This window comes from Ruegeria sp. AI2, from assembly GCF_056541275.1.
In genome coordinates, this window is record NZ_JBQFYB010000001.1 from 1,462,479 (window position 1) to 1,479,451 (window position 16,973).

Annotated in this window: 15 protein-coding genes; 5 read left to right on the top strand and 10 right to left on the bottom strand. The window is 57.8% G+C overall.

Annotation, left to right across the window (positions count from 1 at the left end; genetic code table 11):
* Positions 1 to 37: 37 nt before the first annotated feature.
* Both ACR0LL_RS07365 and ACR0LL_RS07370 read right to left on the bottom strand, forming a co-directional pair.
* Entirely contained in the window at positions 38 to 811 is a 774-nt protein-coding gene (locus ACR0LL_RS07365; RefSeq protein WP_480585164.1) for a Hint domain-containing protein, read from the bottom strand.
* 268 nt (positions 812 to 1,079) lie between these two features.
* Positions 1,080 to 2,015 (bottom strand): DMT family transporter, encoded by a 936-nt coding sequence (locus tag ACR0LL_RS07370; protein ID WP_480585166.1) that lies wholly within the window; start codon positions 2,013 to 2,015, stop codon positions 1,080 to 1,082.
* A gap of 148 nt (positions 2,016 to 2,163) precedes the next feature.
* On the opposite strand from ACR0LL_RS07370, the gene ACR0LL_RS07375 reads away from it, so the two are divergent.
* A complete protein-coding gene (locus tag ACR0LL_RS07375; protein ID WP_267367575.1) occupies positions 2,164 to 3,177 on the top strand; it encodes a hypothetical protein in 1,014 nt (337 codons plus the stop codon).
* 6 nt (positions 3,178 to 3,183) lie between these two features.
* Here ACR0LL_RS07375 and upp read toward each other — a convergent pair whose 3' ends face one another.
* The 7 genes from upp to ACR0LL_RS07410 form a co-directional block, all read right to left on the bottom strand.
* Positions 3,184 to 3,816 (bottom strand): uracil phosphoribosyltransferase, encoded by a 633-nt coding sequence (upp, locus tag ACR0LL_RS07380; RefSeq protein WP_480484262.1) that lies wholly within the window; start codon positions 3,814 to 3,816, stop codon positions 3,184 to 3,186.
* A complete protein-coding gene (locus tag ACR0LL_RS07385; RefSeq protein ID WP_480585169.1) occupies positions 3,813 to 4,799 on the bottom strand; it encodes an adenosine deaminase in 987 nt (328 codons plus the stop codon). The genes upp and ACR0LL_RS07385 overlap by 4 nt, the downstream gene beginning before the upstream one ends.
* The gene (locus ACR0LL_RS07390) at positions 4,796 to 6,007 is read right to left on the bottom strand and encodes a phosphopentomutase (protein ID WP_480585171.1); all 1,212 of its coding nucleotides are present in this window, start codon (positions 6,005 to 6,007) and stop codon (positions 4,796 to 4,798) included. Before ACR0LL_RS07390 ends, ACR0LL_RS07385 begins: the two co-directional genes overlap by 4 nt.
* Positions 6,004 to 7,311, bottom strand: coding sequence for a thymidine phosphorylase (locus ACR0LL_RS07395; RefSeq protein ID WP_480585174.1), 1,308 nt, complete (start codon positions 7,309 to 7,311; stop codon positions 6,004 to 6,006). The genes ACR0LL_RS07390 and ACR0LL_RS07395 overlap by 4 nt, the downstream gene beginning before the upstream one ends.
* A gap of 4 nt (positions 7,312 to 7,315) precedes the next feature.
* Positions 7,316 to 7,708 (bottom strand): cytidine deaminase, encoded by a 393-nt coding sequence (locus ACR0LL_RS07400; RefSeq protein ID WP_480585177.1) that lies wholly within the window; start codon positions 7,706 to 7,708, stop codon positions 7,316 to 7,318.
* A 91-nt stretch (positions 7,709 to 7,799) separates the two neighbouring features.
* The gene (locus tag ACR0LL_RS07405) at positions 7,800 to 8,903 is read right to left on the bottom strand and encodes a cupin domain-containing protein (protein WP_480585180.1); all 1,104 of its coding nucleotides are present in this window, start codon (positions 8,901 to 8,903) and stop codon (positions 7,800 to 7,802) included.
* Positions 8,866 to 9,141, bottom strand: a complete 276-nt coding sequence (locus tag ACR0LL_RS07410) for a hypothetical protein (protein ID WP_480585183.1) — start codon at positions 9,139 to 9,141, stop codon at positions 8,866 to 8,868. Before ACR0LL_RS07410 ends, ACR0LL_RS07405 begins: the two co-directional genes overlap by 38 nt.
* 189 nt (positions 9,142 to 9,330) lie before the next feature.
* Between ACR0LL_RS07410 and ACR0LL_RS07415 the strand changes: the two genes are divergently transcribed.
* The 4 genes from ACR0LL_RS07415 (at position 9,331) to ACR0LL_RS07430 (ending at position 15,679) form a co-directional block, all read left to right on the top strand.
* Positions 9,331 to 11,604: an NADP-dependent malic enzyme gene (locus tag ACR0LL_RS07415; RefSeq protein ID WP_480585186.1), complete on the top strand. Its 2,274-nt coding sequence runs from the start codon at positions 9,331 to 9,333 to the stop codon at positions 11,602 to 11,604.
* A gap of 48 nt (positions 11,605 to 11,652) precedes the next feature.
* Entirely contained in the window at positions 11,653 to 12,042 is a 390-nt protein-coding gene (locus tag ACR0LL_RS07420) for a GFA family protein (RefSeq protein ID WP_480585189.1), read from the top strand.
* 231 nt (positions 12,043 to 12,273) lie between these two features.
* Entirely contained in the window at positions 12,274 to 14,163 is a 1,890-nt protein-coding gene (prpE, locus tag ACR0LL_RS07425; protein WP_480585192.1) for a propionate-CoA ligase PrpE, read from the top strand.
* A gap of 88 nt (positions 14,164 to 14,251) precedes the next feature.
* The gene (locus tag ACR0LL_RS07430) at positions 14,252 to 15,679 is read left to right on the top strand and encodes an amidase family protein (protein ID WP_480585195.1); all 1,428 of its coding nucleotides are present in this window, start codon (positions 14,252 to 14,254) and stop codon (positions 15,677 to 15,679) included.
* Between the two features lie 250 nt (positions 15,680 to 15,929).
* Here the strand turns inward: ACR0LL_RS07430 and ACR0LL_RS07435 are convergent, their stop codons facing one another.
* The gene (locus ACR0LL_RS07435) at positions 15,930 to 16,736 is read right to left on the bottom strand and encodes an NAD kinase (RefSeq protein ID WP_480585198.1); all 807 of its coding nucleotides are present in this window, start codon (positions 16,734 to 16,736) and stop codon (positions 15,930 to 15,932) included.
* Positions 16,737 to 16,973 lie beyond the last annotated feature (237 nt).

A 16,973-nucleotide genomic window follows, 5' to 3' on the forward strand; every position in this document is an offset into this window, starting at 1 on the left:
GTCACCATGCGCCCGCATCGTTCTTGTCAGTGTTTGGTTAGATCTGCCATTCGGGCCGCAGGAACAGAACCGGCGCGCTTGGGCGTCCCGGTCGACCCGGTCGCCTGACCCCAAATGGCGGGCGGATCGGAAATATCGGTTCCTGGGGAATGGGTGCAGGCAGCGCACCCAATGGGTTGGCAAGAGCCGACATATCGCCCCTGCTTATAAGAGAATGGATCAGGTCGGAGGCGACCTCTTCGGTCGCGACTTCATACCGTGTTCCTGTCGTTGCGCCGCGCATATTGAAGCGACCGGACGGGCAATAAGCCTGCAATCCGCCTTCGACAAAGATCACCTGATCATCATCAAAAAACAGGGAAAACACTTCAAAAGACGACCCCGGTGCCTGTGACGTCAGGCGACCGGCACCGTTCAGCAAACGCGCGGGCACCACCGAAGGCGCATCGGCCGTGACATTGATCCGGGACAGGTTCAGCGCCATGCCCTGTTCGGGCATCAACCAGACAGGTCGCCCGTTATATACGGCGCGGGCAGGCACGAGGACCGGCAGGAACTCGACCCGGCGTTCATCGGCCGGAATGACGACAACGCTTATCGAGATGCGCCGTACCTCTTTGAACCCGTGATCGAGGGTTCTAACCAGATCACCCACTGTGATCCGTTCGACCGGCTTCCACCCGGCAGTCGTGGCGATCTTGGTGCCGTGCAAAAACCCGCCACGGCGCGCATTTACCGCCTGTTTTTTGTTGGTTCGATCAACTTCTGGCAGCTGATCCAGATAAACAGAAATACTTGTTACTTCGGACACGTGCCTTACCCCCTTTTGGCACAAAACATTTATGCCAATGAGCTAACACCAAAAATCCAGCCCGTCACATTTCAGACATATTTGCGCCCAATTTTGACCAATTCCGCGTAATTGCCGATGGCTTTCGTGGACACTCCAGGACTCTCATCCGACATTTTTGCCATTTCTGAAACGAATGCCATTTGTCGATCCAACGAATCCACGGCGTTTCACCGGATACGGAAGTAACGAAACGGTCTGGCTTGGGCGTGCATACGACCCAATTGCGTCAGGCGACTTTTTGCTGTTCAGATGATCGACTGGCGCGCCACCCCAGCAACAGACCCGCTGCCGCAATCATAAGGATGCCCGAAATCTGAAAGACGCCAATGGTTTGCCCAAAGGCCACAAATGCGAAGAGCGGGCCGAAGATCATGACAGAATACTCGAACACCGCCACATAAGACGGCTCGCCTACCTGATACGCCTTGATCAGCATGAAAACCGCGATTGTTGAACCGACAGCCTGAGTAACCAACCACGGTATGGCAGGCCCCATATCCCAGACCCACCCACGCGTAACAAACCCCTCGGCACCGTCTGCCGTAACAACCGGCGAGATTGTCAGGAACGTGAGCCCCATCGCACCTGCCAAACCCAGCGTAATGACCATGACGGCCAGCATGGCCACAGTGCTTTCCTGAGAACAATGCGTACGCGTGAGAATCGAACTGAGGGCATAGAAAAACCCCGCGGCCACGGGCACCAGTGTGCGCAGGTCGAAATCGCCGGGGTTTGGCTGAAGCACCAGAAGGATGCCGGTAAATCCAATCAGTACGGCCAGTATGCGCCACGGCCCTATTGGTTGCCTGAGCACCAGAGCGGAGATCAGCAGCACGAAAATCGGTGAGGTGAACAACCCTGCCAGCGCCTGTGCAATTGGCATCATGGCAAGAGATGCAAAATAGAACAACATTGCCATGGTAATCAGAACGCTGCGCAAGATGACAGGGCCCCACCGCACGGGCCTCAACCTGCCCAGCCCCAGAAACGACAGGCCGACGATCAGCGGCAGCATCAAAAGCGCACGGGTCAGATGGAACTGCCACAGCCCGACGGTTTCAGCCAAAAGGATCACAACATTGTCGATGACGCCGATAATTGCCATCGCACTGACCATCAGGGCCGCAGCCAGCACAGCAGAAGATGAGGAATGCGCCTGCATGAAGTCGTGTCCTGATTGTGATCGTGGACCGACAGTCTCGATCCTTTCGGGTATCCAGCACAATTCGCAATGACTGCGCAACAGGTTTGCGCCCTGCGATTTCACCATGCTAAGCTGCTGCAAAACAAATTCGAGCAGACCCACCCAGATGACGGCCCTGAAACAGTACCAGCGGATCGAAGCCACCGGTCTGTGGCGCCCCTCGCCCGATGAACAGCGGCGCGAGGTTGTGGTGTCTATCGGTGAAGCCACCCTGACCATTTCCGATTTCAATGACAGGGCGCTGACCCATTGGTCGCTGGCGGCACTTGAACGCCAGAACCCCGGTTCCTTTCCGGCCATATTCAACCCGGACGGTGACCCGGATGAAACGCTTGAGCTGGCCGAATCCGAAACCACGATGCTTGAAGCGATCGACCGATTGCAGCGCGCTATTGATCGGTCCCGCCCCCACCCGGGGCGTTTGCGCTGGCTGAGTGTCGGAGGCGTCGTGGCCGCCGTGCTGGCCCTGTTGCTGTTCTGGCTGCCGGGTGCGCTGCAAAACCACGTTGTCTCGGTCGTGCCCCAGGTCAAGCGGCAAGAGATCGGCGATATGATCCTGCATCGGATCGAGCGCGTCTCGGGCCAGGCCTGTACGTCGCGGGATGCACGGGATTCACTGGAACAATTGGCCCGGCGCACGGGGGTACGGCAGATCATCATTCTGCCAGCAGGCGTTCAGGACAGCCTCAGCCTGCCTGGCGGCACGGTCCTGTTAAGCCGTGCTTTGGTAGAAGATTACGAAGATCCTGCCGTTGCAGCGGGCTATGTGATTGCGGAACGGGCGCGGGCCGCGCATTGGGACCCGCTGGATGATCTCCTGGACAGAACCGGCGCGACCTCGGCCTTTAGGCTGCTGACAACCGGCGGGCTGACGCCCGAGATTATCGACACATATACCGAGCAGGTCCTGTCACAGCCTCGTCCGGCCATTTCTGACGACGACTTGCTGGCGATGTTCTCGCAAAGCGCGCTTCCCTCAACCCCCTACGCCTATGCCCGTGATGTGACCGGCGAAACCGTTCTTGGCCTGATCGAAGCAGATCCGATGGCGGGAAGGGCACTGGAACAGGTGCTGCCGGACCGTGACTGGGTCCGGCTACAGAATATTTGCGGCGAATAAACCGGGTTACTTGGTTCCGAACATCCGGTCACCGGCATCCCCCAGACCGGGCATAATGTAACCTTTCGAGTTCAACTCGCGGTCCAGCGCTGCCGTGACGATACGAACGTCAGGGTGTGCTTCCTTCATCCGCGCGACACCTTCGGGTGCCGCCAACAGGCACAGAAAGCGAATATCCGTCGCCCCGGCCTGTTTCAGCAGGTCAATGGCCGCGGCCGAGCTGTTACCAGTCGCCAGCATCGGATCCACCGCAATGACCAAACGGTCCTTCAGGCTTTCGGGAGCCTTGAAATAATACTGTACGGGTTTCAGCGTTTCTTCGTCGCGATACAGCCCCACGAAACCGACGCGTGCTGAAGGTACAAGTTCCAGCACCCCGTCCAGCATCCCGTTTCCGGCGCGCAGGATTGACACCAGCGCCATTTTCTTACCTGCCAGTATGGGGGCGTCCATTTCTTCCATCGGCGTTTCGATATTGCGCGTTGTAAGGGGAATGTCGCGCGTGACCTCGTAGGCCAGCAGCAATGTGATTTCACGCAACAACTGCCGGAATCCGGCGGTCGAGGTGCCCTTGTCCCGCATGAGCGTCAGCTTGTGTTGCACCAGCGGGTGATCAACGACGGTCAGGTGTTCGCTCATGTGTTCTCCAATCTTTTCTTGACCCGCGCGCGGGTGTCATCATCACAGAAGGCCGCGTTCAGGGCCATCTCATTCAATGCCGCAAAATCCCCGGCCTCCCAGCCGAACGCCGCGTTCAACATCTCATATTCCCGCCGCATGGTCGTGTGAAAAAACGGAGGATCGTCGGTGGAAATCGTAACCTTTACGCCCGCATCGCGCAGTTTCGCGATGGGGTGGGCAGCAAAATCAGGGAAAAGACCCAGAACCACATTCGAACCCGGACACACCTCAAGCGTGATTTCCCGGTCAACCAGTTCACGAACAAGATCAAAGTCTTCGATGGCGCGGACGCCGTGCCCGATACGCTCAACCCCCAGATCGCGCACAGCGTCGCGCACACTGTCAGGGCCACCAAACTCACCTGCATGCGTGGTCAGGCGCAGCCCTGCTTCGCGGGCGCAATCGAAAGACCATTTGAAGTCGCCCTGCGTGCCAATGGCTTCGTTGCCGCCCATGCCGAAACCGGTGATCCAGTTTCCGGCGGTCTCGGCCGCACAATGGGCACTCCGCCTGGCTTGTTCGGGACCAAAATGGCGGACACAGGTAACGACACCGCGCAAGGTGATATCGAATTTACGCTCGGCTTCGTCTGCCGCATCCTGAATAGCGTTCAGATAATCCCGCCACGCATGCAGGTCGCCACCGCCGCAAAAATCAGGGCTGAGGAAGGTCTCGGAATAAGCCACGCCATTTTCAGCGCTTTCCTCAAGAATGGCCAATGTCAGCCGCCGGAAGTCTTCGGGCGTTTTCAGAACTTCGCAAGCGGCTTCGTACACGCTCAGGAAATGCGCGAAATCACGAAAATCATAAGATCCGTCTGGCTTGAAGATACCGCTCAGGTCAACGCGTTTTTCGTGGGCAAGCTGGCGGATGAAGGCCGGAGGTGCCGCGCCTTCGTGGTGAAGATGCAGTTCAATTTTGGGCAGGTCTGCAACGCTCATAAAAAGTTCCTTCCCGGCCCTTGCGCCGGAATGTTCAGATGATGGGCAATGCTGGCTGCAATATCGGTAAAATCTACTTGCCCGATTTGTCCGGCACCCTGTCCCGCAATCAGAACCGGAACCTGTTCACGGGTGTGATCTGTTCCGGTCCAGCTTGGGTCATTGCCATGATCAGCTGTTAACAGCAACAGATCGCCTGGGTGCAGCTTCTTCAGAATATCCCCGATCTCGCGGTCGAACCATTCCAACGCTCGGGCATAGCCGCTGATGTCGCGGCGATGCCCATAAAGGCTGTCAAATTCGACAAAGTTGGCGAAGGTCAGACTGCCCTCTTCCGCCTCGTCCACAAGATCAGACAGGTGCTGCATCAGCTGGGCATCCGACCCTTTGCGCAGCGTGTCGATCCCCTGCATCGAGAAGATGTCGCCGATCTTGCCCACTGCATGAACCCGTCGCCCTGCATCCTGCACCCAGTTGGTCAGCACCGGTGCCGGGGGCAGAATGGCGAAATCCTTGCGATTGGTCGTCCGTTCGAACCCCGTCTCAGGCGTTCCGACAAAGGGGCGCGCGATGACACGCCCCACTCTCATCTGGTGCAATCGCGGAGCAAGCGCGCGGCACATGTCCAACAACCGCTCAAGCCCAAAGCTTTCCTCATGGGCCGCGATCTGAAACACACTGTCAGCGGATGTGTAGCAGATCGGCCAACCGGTGCGCATATGTTCGGCACCCAGTTCGGCTATGATCGCTGTCCCCGACGCGTGGCAGTCTCCAAGAATGCCTTCGGTCCCGGCAGCTTCGGCTGCCGCACGGCTCAGTTCCGCTGGAAAAGCCGGAACCGTGTTTGGAAAGTAATGCCAATCCCAAGGCACCGGCAGGCCCGCCAGTTCCCAGTGGCCTGAGGGCGTGTCCTTACCCGGCGAATGCTCACGCGCGCAGCCCCATAGTCCAGCAGGTTCGGCATCGAGGCCCGGAGTGGCGTCTCCAGACGCCAGCCGCACAGCCGCGCCCAAACCCAGCGCGTCCAGGTTGGGCAGGTGCAACGGGCCGGTGCGCCCATCTACTGCGCGGCCTTCCGCGCAGGCTTGGGCGATATGGGCCAGCGTGTTTGCCCCGGCATCCGGAACATCACCGTTGAAAAACCGGTCTGCATCAGGTGCCCCGCCTATTCCAACGGAATCCATGACGACAAGAAACGCTCGGCTCATACGCTGATCCTTTCGTGGATCAGATCGGGCAGCTTTGGAACTGTATCGCTGATTGTCATCGCGCTCAGCACAGTTTCCGCTGCCCGCCGTGCAGCGTCTTCCCGTGCAGCGTGGACCACGGCAATGGGTGAACCTTTTGAAACACGATCCCCCAGCCTGAGGATGTTGGATATTCCTACTGCCGGATCGATCTCATCACTTTCGACCTGGCGGCCGCCACCCAGCGCGACCACGGCAAGGCCCAGCGCCTCTCCGTCGATGGCGGAGATGTAACCGTCTTCGGGGGCAGGAACCTCCTGAATAACGCTCGCCTCAGGTAGGAAACGGGTCCAGGTATCGACAAATTTCACAGGACCACCAACCGCTGCCACCATAAGGCCAAACCGTTCGGCAGCGCGACCGTCACGGATGATCTTGGCGATCTGCTCACGCCCCTCCTCGACCGAGATGCACATGCCTGCATCGGCCAGCAGGACGCCGCCCAACTCGGCAGAAATGTCCACCAGTGGCGAAGCGCCAGGACCGGTCAGTACCTTCATCACTTCCGCGACCTCCAGTGCATTGCCCAGCGCCGGGGCCAAAGGCTGGTTCATGTCCGTGATCACCGCCGAAGTCCGGCACCCGGCCGCGTTCGCAGTCTCGGTCAATGCTGTGGCCAGCTTGCGGGCATCCTCAATTGTTTTCATAAAGGCACCGCTACCGACCTTGACGTCAAGAACCAACGCATCCGGGCTGGCCGCCAGCTTTTTGGACAGGATCGACGCTGTGATCAGATCCAGACTTTCGACCGTCGCCGTCACGTCCCGAACTGCATAAAGCCGCTTGTCCGCCGGTGCAATCTGGCCCGTCGCGCCGACGATAGCCGCACCCGTTTCGCGCAATATCTGCGCAAGTCGATCCTGACTGATCTGAGTGCTGACACCCGGAATCGCCTCGAGCTTGTCCAATGTTCCACCCGTGTGCCCCAAACCCCGACCCGAGATCATCGGCACATACGCACCACATTCCGCTAGCGCCGGAGCCAGCACAAGGCTGACGCAGTCCCCGACCCCACCGGTCGAGTGCTTGTCGATCACCGGCCCGTCCACATCCCAACCGAGAACATCGCCGCTATCGCGCATCGCAATCGTCAAGTCCGCACGCCCCTGAGGACCCAGCCCGCCCATACAGACGGCCATGGCAAACGCCCCGGCCTGCGCATCGCTGACGCTGCCGTCTGCCAACCCTTGCGCGAACCAGATAAGCTCGTCGCGGCCTGGGACTTCGTGCCTGCGCAGTTTGGCTATGATTGAACGGGCGTCCATGCGTTCAGACATCCTCCATGTGCGACGCGTCGAACGCACCCGGCAGCAAATCTCCGATGGTAGTTTCAAACTCCGCACCATCGATGGTTGCCAGAGTAACCTTTACATCGCGCTTGCCAAACTCGGCCAGCTTCTGACGGCATCCGCCGCAAGGCGGCACAGGCTGAGGGCTGGAGGCAACCACATAGACCTCGGTCAGTTCCTGCTCGCCCGCGGCCACCATTGCGGCAATTGCACCTGCTTCCGCGCAGGTCCCCTCGGGATAGGCCACATTCTCGACGTTGCACCCGGAAAAGACATGACCCGAAGAAGACCGAAGCGCTGCGCCAACTTTGAAGTTCGAATATGGCGCGTAGGCGTTTTCCCGGACAGACAAGGCAGCGTCTTTCAGCGACATGGCGAATCCTCATTTTTGATCATCTGGTCAGAAATTTGCACGCTAACGTATTAAGGCGGGGAATTTGAAGCCCCTGACCCATGTTTTTCGCTTAACCCAGCGTTGTGTTGAAGGTACCGGGTAAGGTGACTTCCAACAATTCGATATTGTCTGTTGGCTCGGACAACCGTGTGCGCATCCCAGGTGGGATGACAAAAGCATCCCCTTGCTCCAGCCGGTAGGGATCGCGCCCCTCTCCTTCCAGGGTGACCTCTCCACCCATCACAAAGGTAAAGTGAATGTCGGTGTCATGGCTGGCCCATTCCGGACCACCCGATCCTTTGCGCACAACCTGCACCCCAGCGACACCCTTGGTGTTCTCGGCAATCGTGGTGTCGCGGCAGATGTACCCCGGCAGGCGGAAGGGCATCCACTCGGCACACTTGGCCTGATTATAGACAAAGCGTTGCCCCTGCCATTCGCGGTCCGGGCGGATGTGCGGAGTGGGAAGTGTCATGTCATGGTCGATCTCTGTGACATGCTCAGCCGGCACTCCGATCTCGATGACCTGAACATTATCAGAAGCTTCGAGAACGCGGTGCCGGATTTCCGGAGGTTGAATAAAGCAGTCCCCCGCTGTCAGACGCATTTTCTCGCCCTGATCCTCATAGACTACATCCACCCAGCCATGGATGCAAAAGATCAACTGAAACCCGACCTTGTGAAAATGCACCATGTCCGGAACCGGCCCACCATCGGGAATGCGGATATGGCTGGCAATAATCGACCCACCCAACCGATCCGGCACCAGATCGCGATAGTGCATCCCGGCCCGACCGATGATCCAGGGGGCCTGATCCTTGAGCCTGCGCACGACAAAGGAATGCACGGTCTCTGGCATCACCAGTGGCGGATTTCGTTCTTCAACTTCGATCCGGGTGCCATTCGGGGCCACCAGAACGCGTTCACCACCCGCGAAATCAGACGGATCATCCGTCAGAATACGCAATGTTCCTGGGCTTTCCGGTGCGTCTTTTTCAATGCGCAACCGCACGCCATGCCCCGAAAACACCGCGACGCGCGGATCGTCAGCGGGATAAATCATGTCCATCTTCATCCCCAGTTTCTTCGTGTAGAAGGGGATGTCGTCGCGAATTTCCTGTGTGGGCAGGCGAATTTCAGCGTGCGTTTTCGCCAGATCGGATGTCTTGGTCATTAGTATTCTCTTCGAATTGCAACTTTGGCCATCCGATCAGAACAGAGGTCAAAATGCCAACCGAAAAGAACATCCCCGGCATTTCTTCCATAACGAAGAAGCGCATTTCAATAATCACAGCTAAAACTCCGCCGTTCAGCACTGTGAACTCGACCAAATCTGGGTGACGACAACCGCCCAACACCGCTGCAACCAACATACAACCTACTGGTCTCTCGTTCGTTACCAGCCGGGTCATCAGTTCTGAATGTCACAACGGCCTTGCCAGAGTGATCTTGGTCGTCACAATGTGAAAAGGTGAAAATGAACTCAGACAATATCAATCCGGTTTCACGGTTGCGACATCACGGCAGAGTTACGTAGCGTAGCCAAGTCCAAATAAATAGTTTAAGGCTAAATCAAATTCTCAATGGGAGCTGAATCGCCGATGTCTGACACCCCCAGCCTGCGACAAGCTGCGCTCGAATATCATGAATTTCCCAAACCCGGAAAGCTTGAGATCAAGGCTACCAAACCGATGGCCAACGGGCGCGATCTGGCCCGCGCCTATTCGCCCGGCGTGGCCGAGGCGAGCCTTGAAATCAAGGCCGATGCAGCCAATGCGGAACGTTACACGGCGCGCGGCAATCTTGTCGCTGTGGTTTCAAACGGCACCGCGGTGCTTGGCCTGGGGAATATCGGAGCACTCGCGTCGAAGCCGGTTATGGAAGGCAAGGCCGTCCTTTTCAAGAAATTCGCAGGTATTGACTGTTTTGATATCGAGGTCGATCAACCCGATCCCGAAAAGCTTGCGGATATCGTCTGTGCCCTTGAACCAACATTTGGCGCCATTAACCTTGAAGACATCAAGGCCCCCGATTGCTTCATCGTCGAAAAGCTCTGCCGGGAGCGTATGAACATCCCGGTTTTCCATGACGACCAGCATGGAACCGCCATTGTGGTCGGGGCTGCGGCCAAGAATGCGCTGCATGTGGCCGGAAAGTCATTTGAGGACATCAAAGTCGTGTCGACCGGCGGCGGGGCTGCCGGGATCGCGTGCCTGACCATGCTGGTCAAGCTGGGCGTGAAACGTGAAAACATATGGCTGTGCGACATTCACGGGCTTGTCTACGAAGGACGGGCCGAGGACATGAACCCGCACAAGTCACAGTTCGAGCAGAAGTCGGATTTTCGGACGCTGGACGATGTGATCGGTGGGACCGACCTGTTTCTGGGTCTCAGCGGCCCAAATGTTCTGAAGCCTGATATGGTCCGGAAAATGGCCAGCCGCCCGATCATCTTCGCCCTGGCCAACCCGACGCCGGAAATTCTGCCAGAGGACGCGCGTGCAGTAGCACCAGACGCAATCATCGCCACGGGGCGCAGCGATTTTCCCAATCAGGTCAACAACGTATTGTGCTTTCCGTTTATCTTCCGGGGTGCTCTGGATGTCGGCGCGACCGAGATCAACGACGCGATGCAGATTGCCTGCGTGGATGGTATTGCTGAGATGGCGCGCGCGACCACAAGCGCCGAGGCGGCGGCTGCCTATAAGGGCGAGCAACTGACCTTTGGCCCCGAATACCTGATCCCAAAACCATTTGACCCACGTCTTGTGGGCGTGGTGTCCTCGGCGGTCGCCAAGGCCGCCATGGAAAGCGGTGTTGCAAAACGCCCTATCGAGGACCTTGAAGCCTATAAGGAAAAGCTCAACCAGTCGGTCTTCAAATCAGCCCTTCTGATGCGTCCTGTGTTCGAGGCCGCGGCCGTCGCATCCCGTCGCATCGTTTTTGCCGAGGGTGAAGATGAAAGGGTTTTGAGGGCCGCGCAGGCCATTCTCGAAGAGACGACGGAAACACCAATTCTGATCGGGCGACCCGATGTGATCGAAACCAGATGTGAAAAGCTGGGGCTGACCATTCGTCCGGGCAAGGACTGTCAGATCGTTAACCCGGAGAACGACCCGCGCTATTACGATTACTGGACTTCCTACCACCAAATCATGCAGCGCCGCGGTGTGACGCCGGATCTGGCCAAGGCGATCATGCGCACCAACACAACGGCCATTGGTGCGATCATGGTGCATCGTGGCGAAGCGGACAGCATGATCTGCGGCACATTTGGTGAATTCCGCTGGCACCTGAACTATGTCGAACAGGTGTTGGACGACAGCAAACTGCGCCCGCATGGTGCGTTGTCCCTGATGATCCTGGAAGATGGCCCCCTGTTCATTGCCGATACGCATGTCCGGCAATTGCCGTCGCCGGAAGAATTGGCCGAAACCACCATTGGCGCCGCGCGACATGTTCGCCGGTTCGGGATCGAGCCCAAGATTGCCTTCTGTTCGCAGTCGCAATTCGGCAATCAGGCTGAAGGATCAGGCAAACGGCTGCGGGCGGCGCTGGAAATCCTTGATCGGCAGCCGCGCGATTTTGTCTACGAAGGCGAAATGAATCTGGATGCGGCTTTGGATGCAGACCTGCGGGCGCGTATCTTCCCAGCGTCGCGATTGGAGGGGGCGGCCAACGTTCTGATATTCGCCCACGCAGATGCTGCCAGTGGCGTACGCAATATTCTGAAGATGAAGGCGGACGGGATTGAAGTTGGCCCGATCCTGATGGGCATGGGCAACAAGGCCCATATTGTTACTCCATCCATCACCGCGCGCGGTCTGCTGAACATGGCGGCGATTGCAGGAACACCCGTGGCGCATTACGGTTAACCGGGGGCAGCCTTGCTGGCGCCCCTGCCAACAGGGGGGGGGAAGCGCATGAAAGGACATTGCCACTGCAACGCCGTGCATTGGGAAAGCGATGCCCAAGCCGCGTGGAGCTGTTATTGCCACTGTTCAGATTGCAGGCGAAACTGCGCCGCGCCGGTCACGGCTTTTTTCGGGCTGCCGCATGAGGCGGTCAGATGGTTGGGTCAGGCACCAAAGGTCTATCGCTCATCGGAAGGGGTTGAACGTCTGTTTTGCGGCAAATGCGGAACCCAGATGGCCTATCGCACAGCGCGCGATACGGTGAACATTCATCTTTACACCGCAACGCTGGACAACCCGAAGACCCTGCCGCCACAGTTTCACGTGTTCCACGCCGACCACCTGCCCTGGCTGAACCTTCAGGACAAGCTGCCACGTTACGCCAAAACGGCTGGTTGAGCTGATTCCCGAAGGGGCGCAAAATTTGCACACGAAAGTTTGCAACTTTGCAAATCTTTCCACTGTAGCGGCAAAAACTCTGCTAGAACTGTAATTTTGCAAAAATTTGCAAGTCATATTCCGCTGATCTGCAAATTTTTTGCGATAAACTGACGCGTCGTCATGCGTCACGCTTGCCCGGATGTTTTCAGCGACCTAACACAATGTCCAAGCCGTTGTGAGGAGGACAAGATGGCGTATCAGGACGTTTATGACAGCTGGAAAACCGACCCCGAAGCGTTCTGGATGAACGCTGCAAAAGGGATCGATTGGGTCAAGGCCCCCAGCAAAGCACTGTTCGACGACAATGCGCCCTTGTACGAATGGTTCAGCGACGCGCGGGTCAATACCTGTTGGAATGCCGTAGACCGTCATGTGGAAAACGGGCGCGGTGAACAAACTGCCATCATCTATGACAGTCCCATCACCCACACCAAGCGCGAGATATCCTATGTCGAGCTTCGCAACCGCGTGGCCACTCTGGCCGGCGCGCTGCGCGCAAAGGGTGTCGAGAAAGGCGACCGTGTCATCATCTACATGCCGATGATCCCCGAAGCGCTTGAGGCGATGCTGGCCTGTGCCCGCCTCGGCGCCGTGCATTCGGTCGTGTTCGGCGGGTTTGCCAGCAACGAACTGGCCGTGCGCATCGACGACGCCAAACCCAAAGCAATCATCGCCGCGTCCTGTGGGATGGAACCCGGTCGCGTGGTTCACTATAAGCCCCTGCTTGACGGTGCGATCGAACTGGCCAACCACAAACCTGATTTTTGTGTGATCTTCCAGCGGGAACAAGAGGTCGCCCAGTTGATTGAAGGGCGCGATTTCAACTGGCACGGTTTCCAATACGGTGTCGAACCGGCTGAATGCGTACCGGTTGATGGCAATGACCCGGCTTATATCCTGTACACCTCTGGCACTACGGGTGCACCCAAAGGGGTCGTGCGCCCCACTGCCGGACACCTTGTGGCACTGAACTGGACGATGAAGAATGTCTATAACGTCGATCCGGGCGACGTGTTCTGGGCAGCCTCCGATGTGGGCTGGGTCGTGGGGCACTCCTATATCTGCTACGCGCCCCTGATCCATGGAAACACCACAATTGTGTTCGAGGGCAAGCCGGTCGGCACCCCAGATGCTGGCACCTTCTGGCGCGTGATCTCGGAACATAAGGTCAAAAGCTTCTTCACCGCACCTACGGCCATCCGCGCCGTCAAACGAGAAGACCCCAAAGGCGAATTGATCGGCAAATACGATCTGTCTCATCTACAGGCCCTCTATCTGGCAGGCGAACGCGCCGACCCTGACACAATTATCTGGGCACAAAACGCGCTGAAGGTTCCGGTGATCGACCATTGGTGGCAAACCGAAACCGGCTGGGCCATTGCCGGGAACCCGCTGGGTATCGAAGAGCTTCCGGTCAAGCTGGGCTCGCCCGCAAAACCGATGCCGGGTTATGATGTGCAAATTCTGGATGAAGGCGGTCACCCGATGAAAGCCGGTGAACTGGGTGCCATCGCGGTCAAACTGCCCCTGCCCCCAGGCACCTTGCCAACACTGTGGAATGCCGAAGCACGATTCAAGAAATCTTATCTTGAACACTTCCCCGGATATTACGAGACCGGCGATGCCGGGATGATTGACGAAGACGGGTACCTCTACATCATGGCGCGCACCGATGACGTCATCAACGTTGCCGGCCATCGCTTGTCGACAGGTGGGATGGAAGAAGTGCTGGCCGCCCACCCCGATGTGGCAGAATGCGCGGTGATTGGTGTTTCGGACCAGCTGAAGGGGCAGATGCCGGTTGGCTTCCTGTGCCTGAATGCTGGTGCCACACGGGATCATGGCGATGTGGTTCAGGAAGTCGTCAAAATGGTTCGGGAGAAAATCGGGCCGGTGGCCGCCTTCAAACTGGCTGTTGTCGTCGACAGGTTACCCAAGACCCGTTCCGGTAAGATCCTGCGTGGTACGATGGTGTCGATTGCAGACGGTCAGGACTACAAAATGCCTGCAACAATTGATGATCCTGCCATCCTTGATGAGATCAAGGAAGCGTTGCAGACAATTGGTTACGCCAAGTAACCATCGGGTGGCACAGGCCGCCCATGTCATGTCCGCCCTTGCAACCTGAATCTGGGCCCCTACTGTCGCTGTAAGACAGTGAGGGCCCATGACACATACCGATATCTGGCGTCTCAGCGCCACAGAGCTGACCACCTTGACCCGACGCGGCGATCTGAGCGCGACCGAGGCGGTTCAGGCCTCGATTGATCGCATGGACGCGGTGAACCCCGCGCTGAACGCGGTCGTCGAAGACTTGCGCACCGAGGCCCTGGAACGCGCGCAGTCGCTAGATGCTGAACGGCGGAGTGGTCAGCCGACCGGCCCGCTGCATGGTGTTCCTGTAACAATCAAGGTGAATGTCGATCAGAAAGGCCACGCCACCACCAACGGTGTCATTGCGCTGAAGGACGTAATCGCTCCGGATGACGCGCCGGTGGTCAGCAACTTGCAAAAAGCGGGGGCCATTGTGATCGGGCGAACGAATACGCCCGAGTTTTCCTTCAGGGCCGACACCGACAACCCCCTGCATGGGCGCACATTCAACCCGTGGGGACGGCACATTTCACCCGGGGGATCATCCGGTGGCGCTGCTGCCGCCGTGATGGCAGGTCTCGGTGCGCTGGCCCATGGCAACGATATTGGCGGCAGCCTGCGCTTTCCGGCAGCCGCTATCGGAGCGGTTACGGTGAAACCGGGGCTGGGGCGCGTTCCCGCGTGGAACCCAAGTCAGAAGGCCGAACGCGGATTGCTGGCGCAATCAATGTCGGTTCAGGGCCTGATCACCCGGTCGACTGCGGATCTGCACCTGTCCATGCCCAGCCTGATCGCCACCGATGCGCGGGATCCGTTCCACGTACCAATGCCCTGGCGCGGCGAGCGTTTTGACCAGCCGATCAAGGTGGCATTCACCAAGAACACCTTCGGCTATGCGCTGCACCCCGAGGTCGAAAAAGCCCTCGACACTGCGCGCGATGCGCTGGTCGATGCAGGGTACGACGTTGAAGAGGTCGATCCACCCGATGTCTTTGAATGTGGTCGGATCGGGTATCGGACCTTGATGGGCGAAGTGCTGACCCTGATGAAATCGGACATTGAAGCCGCTGGTTCCAAAACCATCCGCGACATCTTTGACGTCTACTTTCAGGAATTCCCACCCATCGTTGAAACAGAATTGGTTCGGATGCTGGCCAAGCGCAGCCATTATGCCCGTGAATGGTCCCTGTTTATGCAGGACTACCCGCTGGTTTTGTCCCCTTTCCTGCCACAGCCATTTTTCAAACCTGACCGGGACACCGAAGGCGCTGAAGGCGTGCATGATGTTTTGGGATGCGCTGTCTATTCCTATGCGATGAACTTTCTGGGACTGCCTGCAGCCTGCGTTCCGTCACGATTGGCCAACCTTCCCAAAGGGCCTCAACCTATCAATGTACAGATCGCGGCACAGCGCTGGCGCGAGGATTTGGCCGTGGATGCCGCCGCCGCGATAGAAGCTCGCGTGGGACAGATGTGTTTCCCGCTGTGGGATCACATGTAACAAAAAATAGACCCCGGGTCATTGTGCCCGGGGTCCAGCTGCTAAAATAAGCCCGGATTTCTGATGACGAGCGTAGCACCACCCACCCTCGCCAGCGCAAAATCTGCGCAACCATTCGAAAACACCGTTCAGGTGGCCACTCACTCCCACCTTGGCGTGTTCTCCGGACAAGTTCACATTAGCCAATCATTAGGGGAATTCCTGTGAACTGCTTCACACAGGCGTGAGAAAAATTCGGGGATGGCCTGTTTTACGTGAATTGTTCGGATATTAGACGTTCTTCCAACCCATGGCCGGGGTCGAAAAGGATACGGTGCGCTATGGCTGGTTCCGACCTGATCTCAACCCAATCGATATCCGGGAAAGAAACGGAATCGGCGGCCACGATGACCGGGCGCTTGTCAGCTTCGACCACATCGAACCTGACTTTCGCCATTTTCGGCAACAAGGCACCACGCCACCGCCGTGGGCGAAACGCTGCGATGGGTGTCAGGGCCAGAACGTCAGCGCCAATCGGAACAATCGGCCCATGCGCGGAATAGTTATAGGCGGTCGATCCTGCAGGCGTGGCAAGCAATGCCCCGTCACAGACCAGTTCGGCCATGCGCACCCGGCCGTCTACGCTGATCTTGAGCCTTGCTGCCTGAGGACCGGCGCGCAGCAATGACACTTCGTTGATCGCCAGTGCCTCGTGCAGTTTTCCAGATTGGTCCATCGCCTGCATGGCCAACGGGTTGATAACCTCTTCCTCGGCATCCTCCAGCCGCGCCATCAGATCGTCTTCGTGATACTCATTCATCAGAAAGCCGATCGTGCCGCGATTCATTCCGTAGACCGGAGTATCGAGATGCTGCACATTGTACAAAGTGTGCAACATGAAGCCGTCGCCGCCCAATGCAACCACTACATCTGCGTCCCGAGGTGCCACATTACCATATTTGGCCACCAGGACGTCACGCGCTGTTTGCGCCACTTTGACCTCACTGGCGAGAAAGGCGATTCTCTTTTTCATGTTTTGTGGTTTCCGGTGTTGCACATTTGGTTCCGAAACAAACATACCTTTCCCCAATAGGCCAGTCTTGACGCCGCAGCAGGCCAAATCGTCGCTTTAAGCCTTTTGCGAATGTGGCGTTTCCGATAGGAAATCCGCAAGATTTATACCAAGCCATGTGGAGCGCCAATGAACGCCAATCTTCGTGACACCGGATTTTTCACCCAGTCCTTGTCGGACCGCGATCCTGAGCTTTTTGGCTCGATCCGGTCTGAGCTGGGTCGTCAGCGCGACGAGATCGAG

Bases quoted from the DNA above. Each gene is read 5' to 3' on its own strand.
- ACR0LL_RS07370 (WP_480585166.1), bottom strand. From the start codon at position 2,015: ATGCAGGCGCATTCCTCATCTTCTGCTGTGCTGGCTGCGGCCCTGATG.
- ACR0LL_RS07375 (WP_267367575.1), top strand. From the start codon at position 2,164: ATGACGGCCCTGAAACAGTACCAGCGGATCGAAGCCACCGGTCTGTGG.
- upp (WP_480484262.1), bottom strand. From the start codon at position 3,816: ATGAGCGAACACCTGACCGTCGTTGATCACCCGCTGGTGCAACACAAG.
- ACR0LL_RS07385 (WP_480585169.1), bottom strand. From the start codon at position 4,799: ATGAGCGTTGCAGACCTGCCCAAAATTGAACTGCATCTTCACCACGAA.
- ACR0LL_RS07390 (WP_480585171.1), bottom strand. From the start codon at position 6,007: ATGAGCCGAGCGTTTCTTGTCGTCATGGATTCCGTTGGAATAGGCGGG.
- ACR0LL_RS07395 (WP_480585174.1), bottom strand. From the start codon at position 7,311: ATGGACGCCCGTTCAATCATAGCCAAACTGCGCAGGCACGAAGTCCCA.
- ACR0LL_RS07400 (WP_480585177.1), bottom strand. From the start codon at position 7,708: ATGTCGCTGAAAGACGCTGCCTTGTCTGTCCGGGAAAACGCCTACGCG.
- ACR0LL_RS07405 (WP_480585180.1), bottom strand. From the start codon at position 8,903: ATGACCAAGACATCCGATCTGGCGAAAACGCACGCTGAAATTCGCCTG.
- ACR0LL_RS07410 (WP_480585183.1), bottom strand. From the start codon at position 9,141: ATGACCCGGCTGGTAACGAACGAGAGACCAGTAGGTTGTATGTTGGTT.
- ACR0LL_RS07415 (WP_480585186.1), top strand. From the start codon at position 9,331: ATGTCTGACACCCCCAGCCTGCGACAAGCTGCGCTCGAATATCATGAA.
- ACR0LL_RS07420 (WP_480585189.1), top strand. From the start codon at position 11,653: ATGAAAGGACATTGCCACTGCAACGCCGTGCATTGGGAAAGCGATGCC.
- prpE (WP_480585192.1), top strand. From the start codon at position 12,274: ATGGCGTATCAGGACGTTTATGACAGCTGGAAAACCGACCCCGAAGCG.
- ACR0LL_RS07430 (WP_480585195.1), top strand. From the start codon at position 14,252: ATGACACATACCGATATCTGGCGTCTCAGCGCCACAGAGCTGACCACC.
- ACR0LL_RS07435 (WP_480585198.1), bottom strand. From the start codon at position 16,736: ATGTTTGTTTCGGAACCAAATGTGCAACACCGGAAACCACAAAACATG.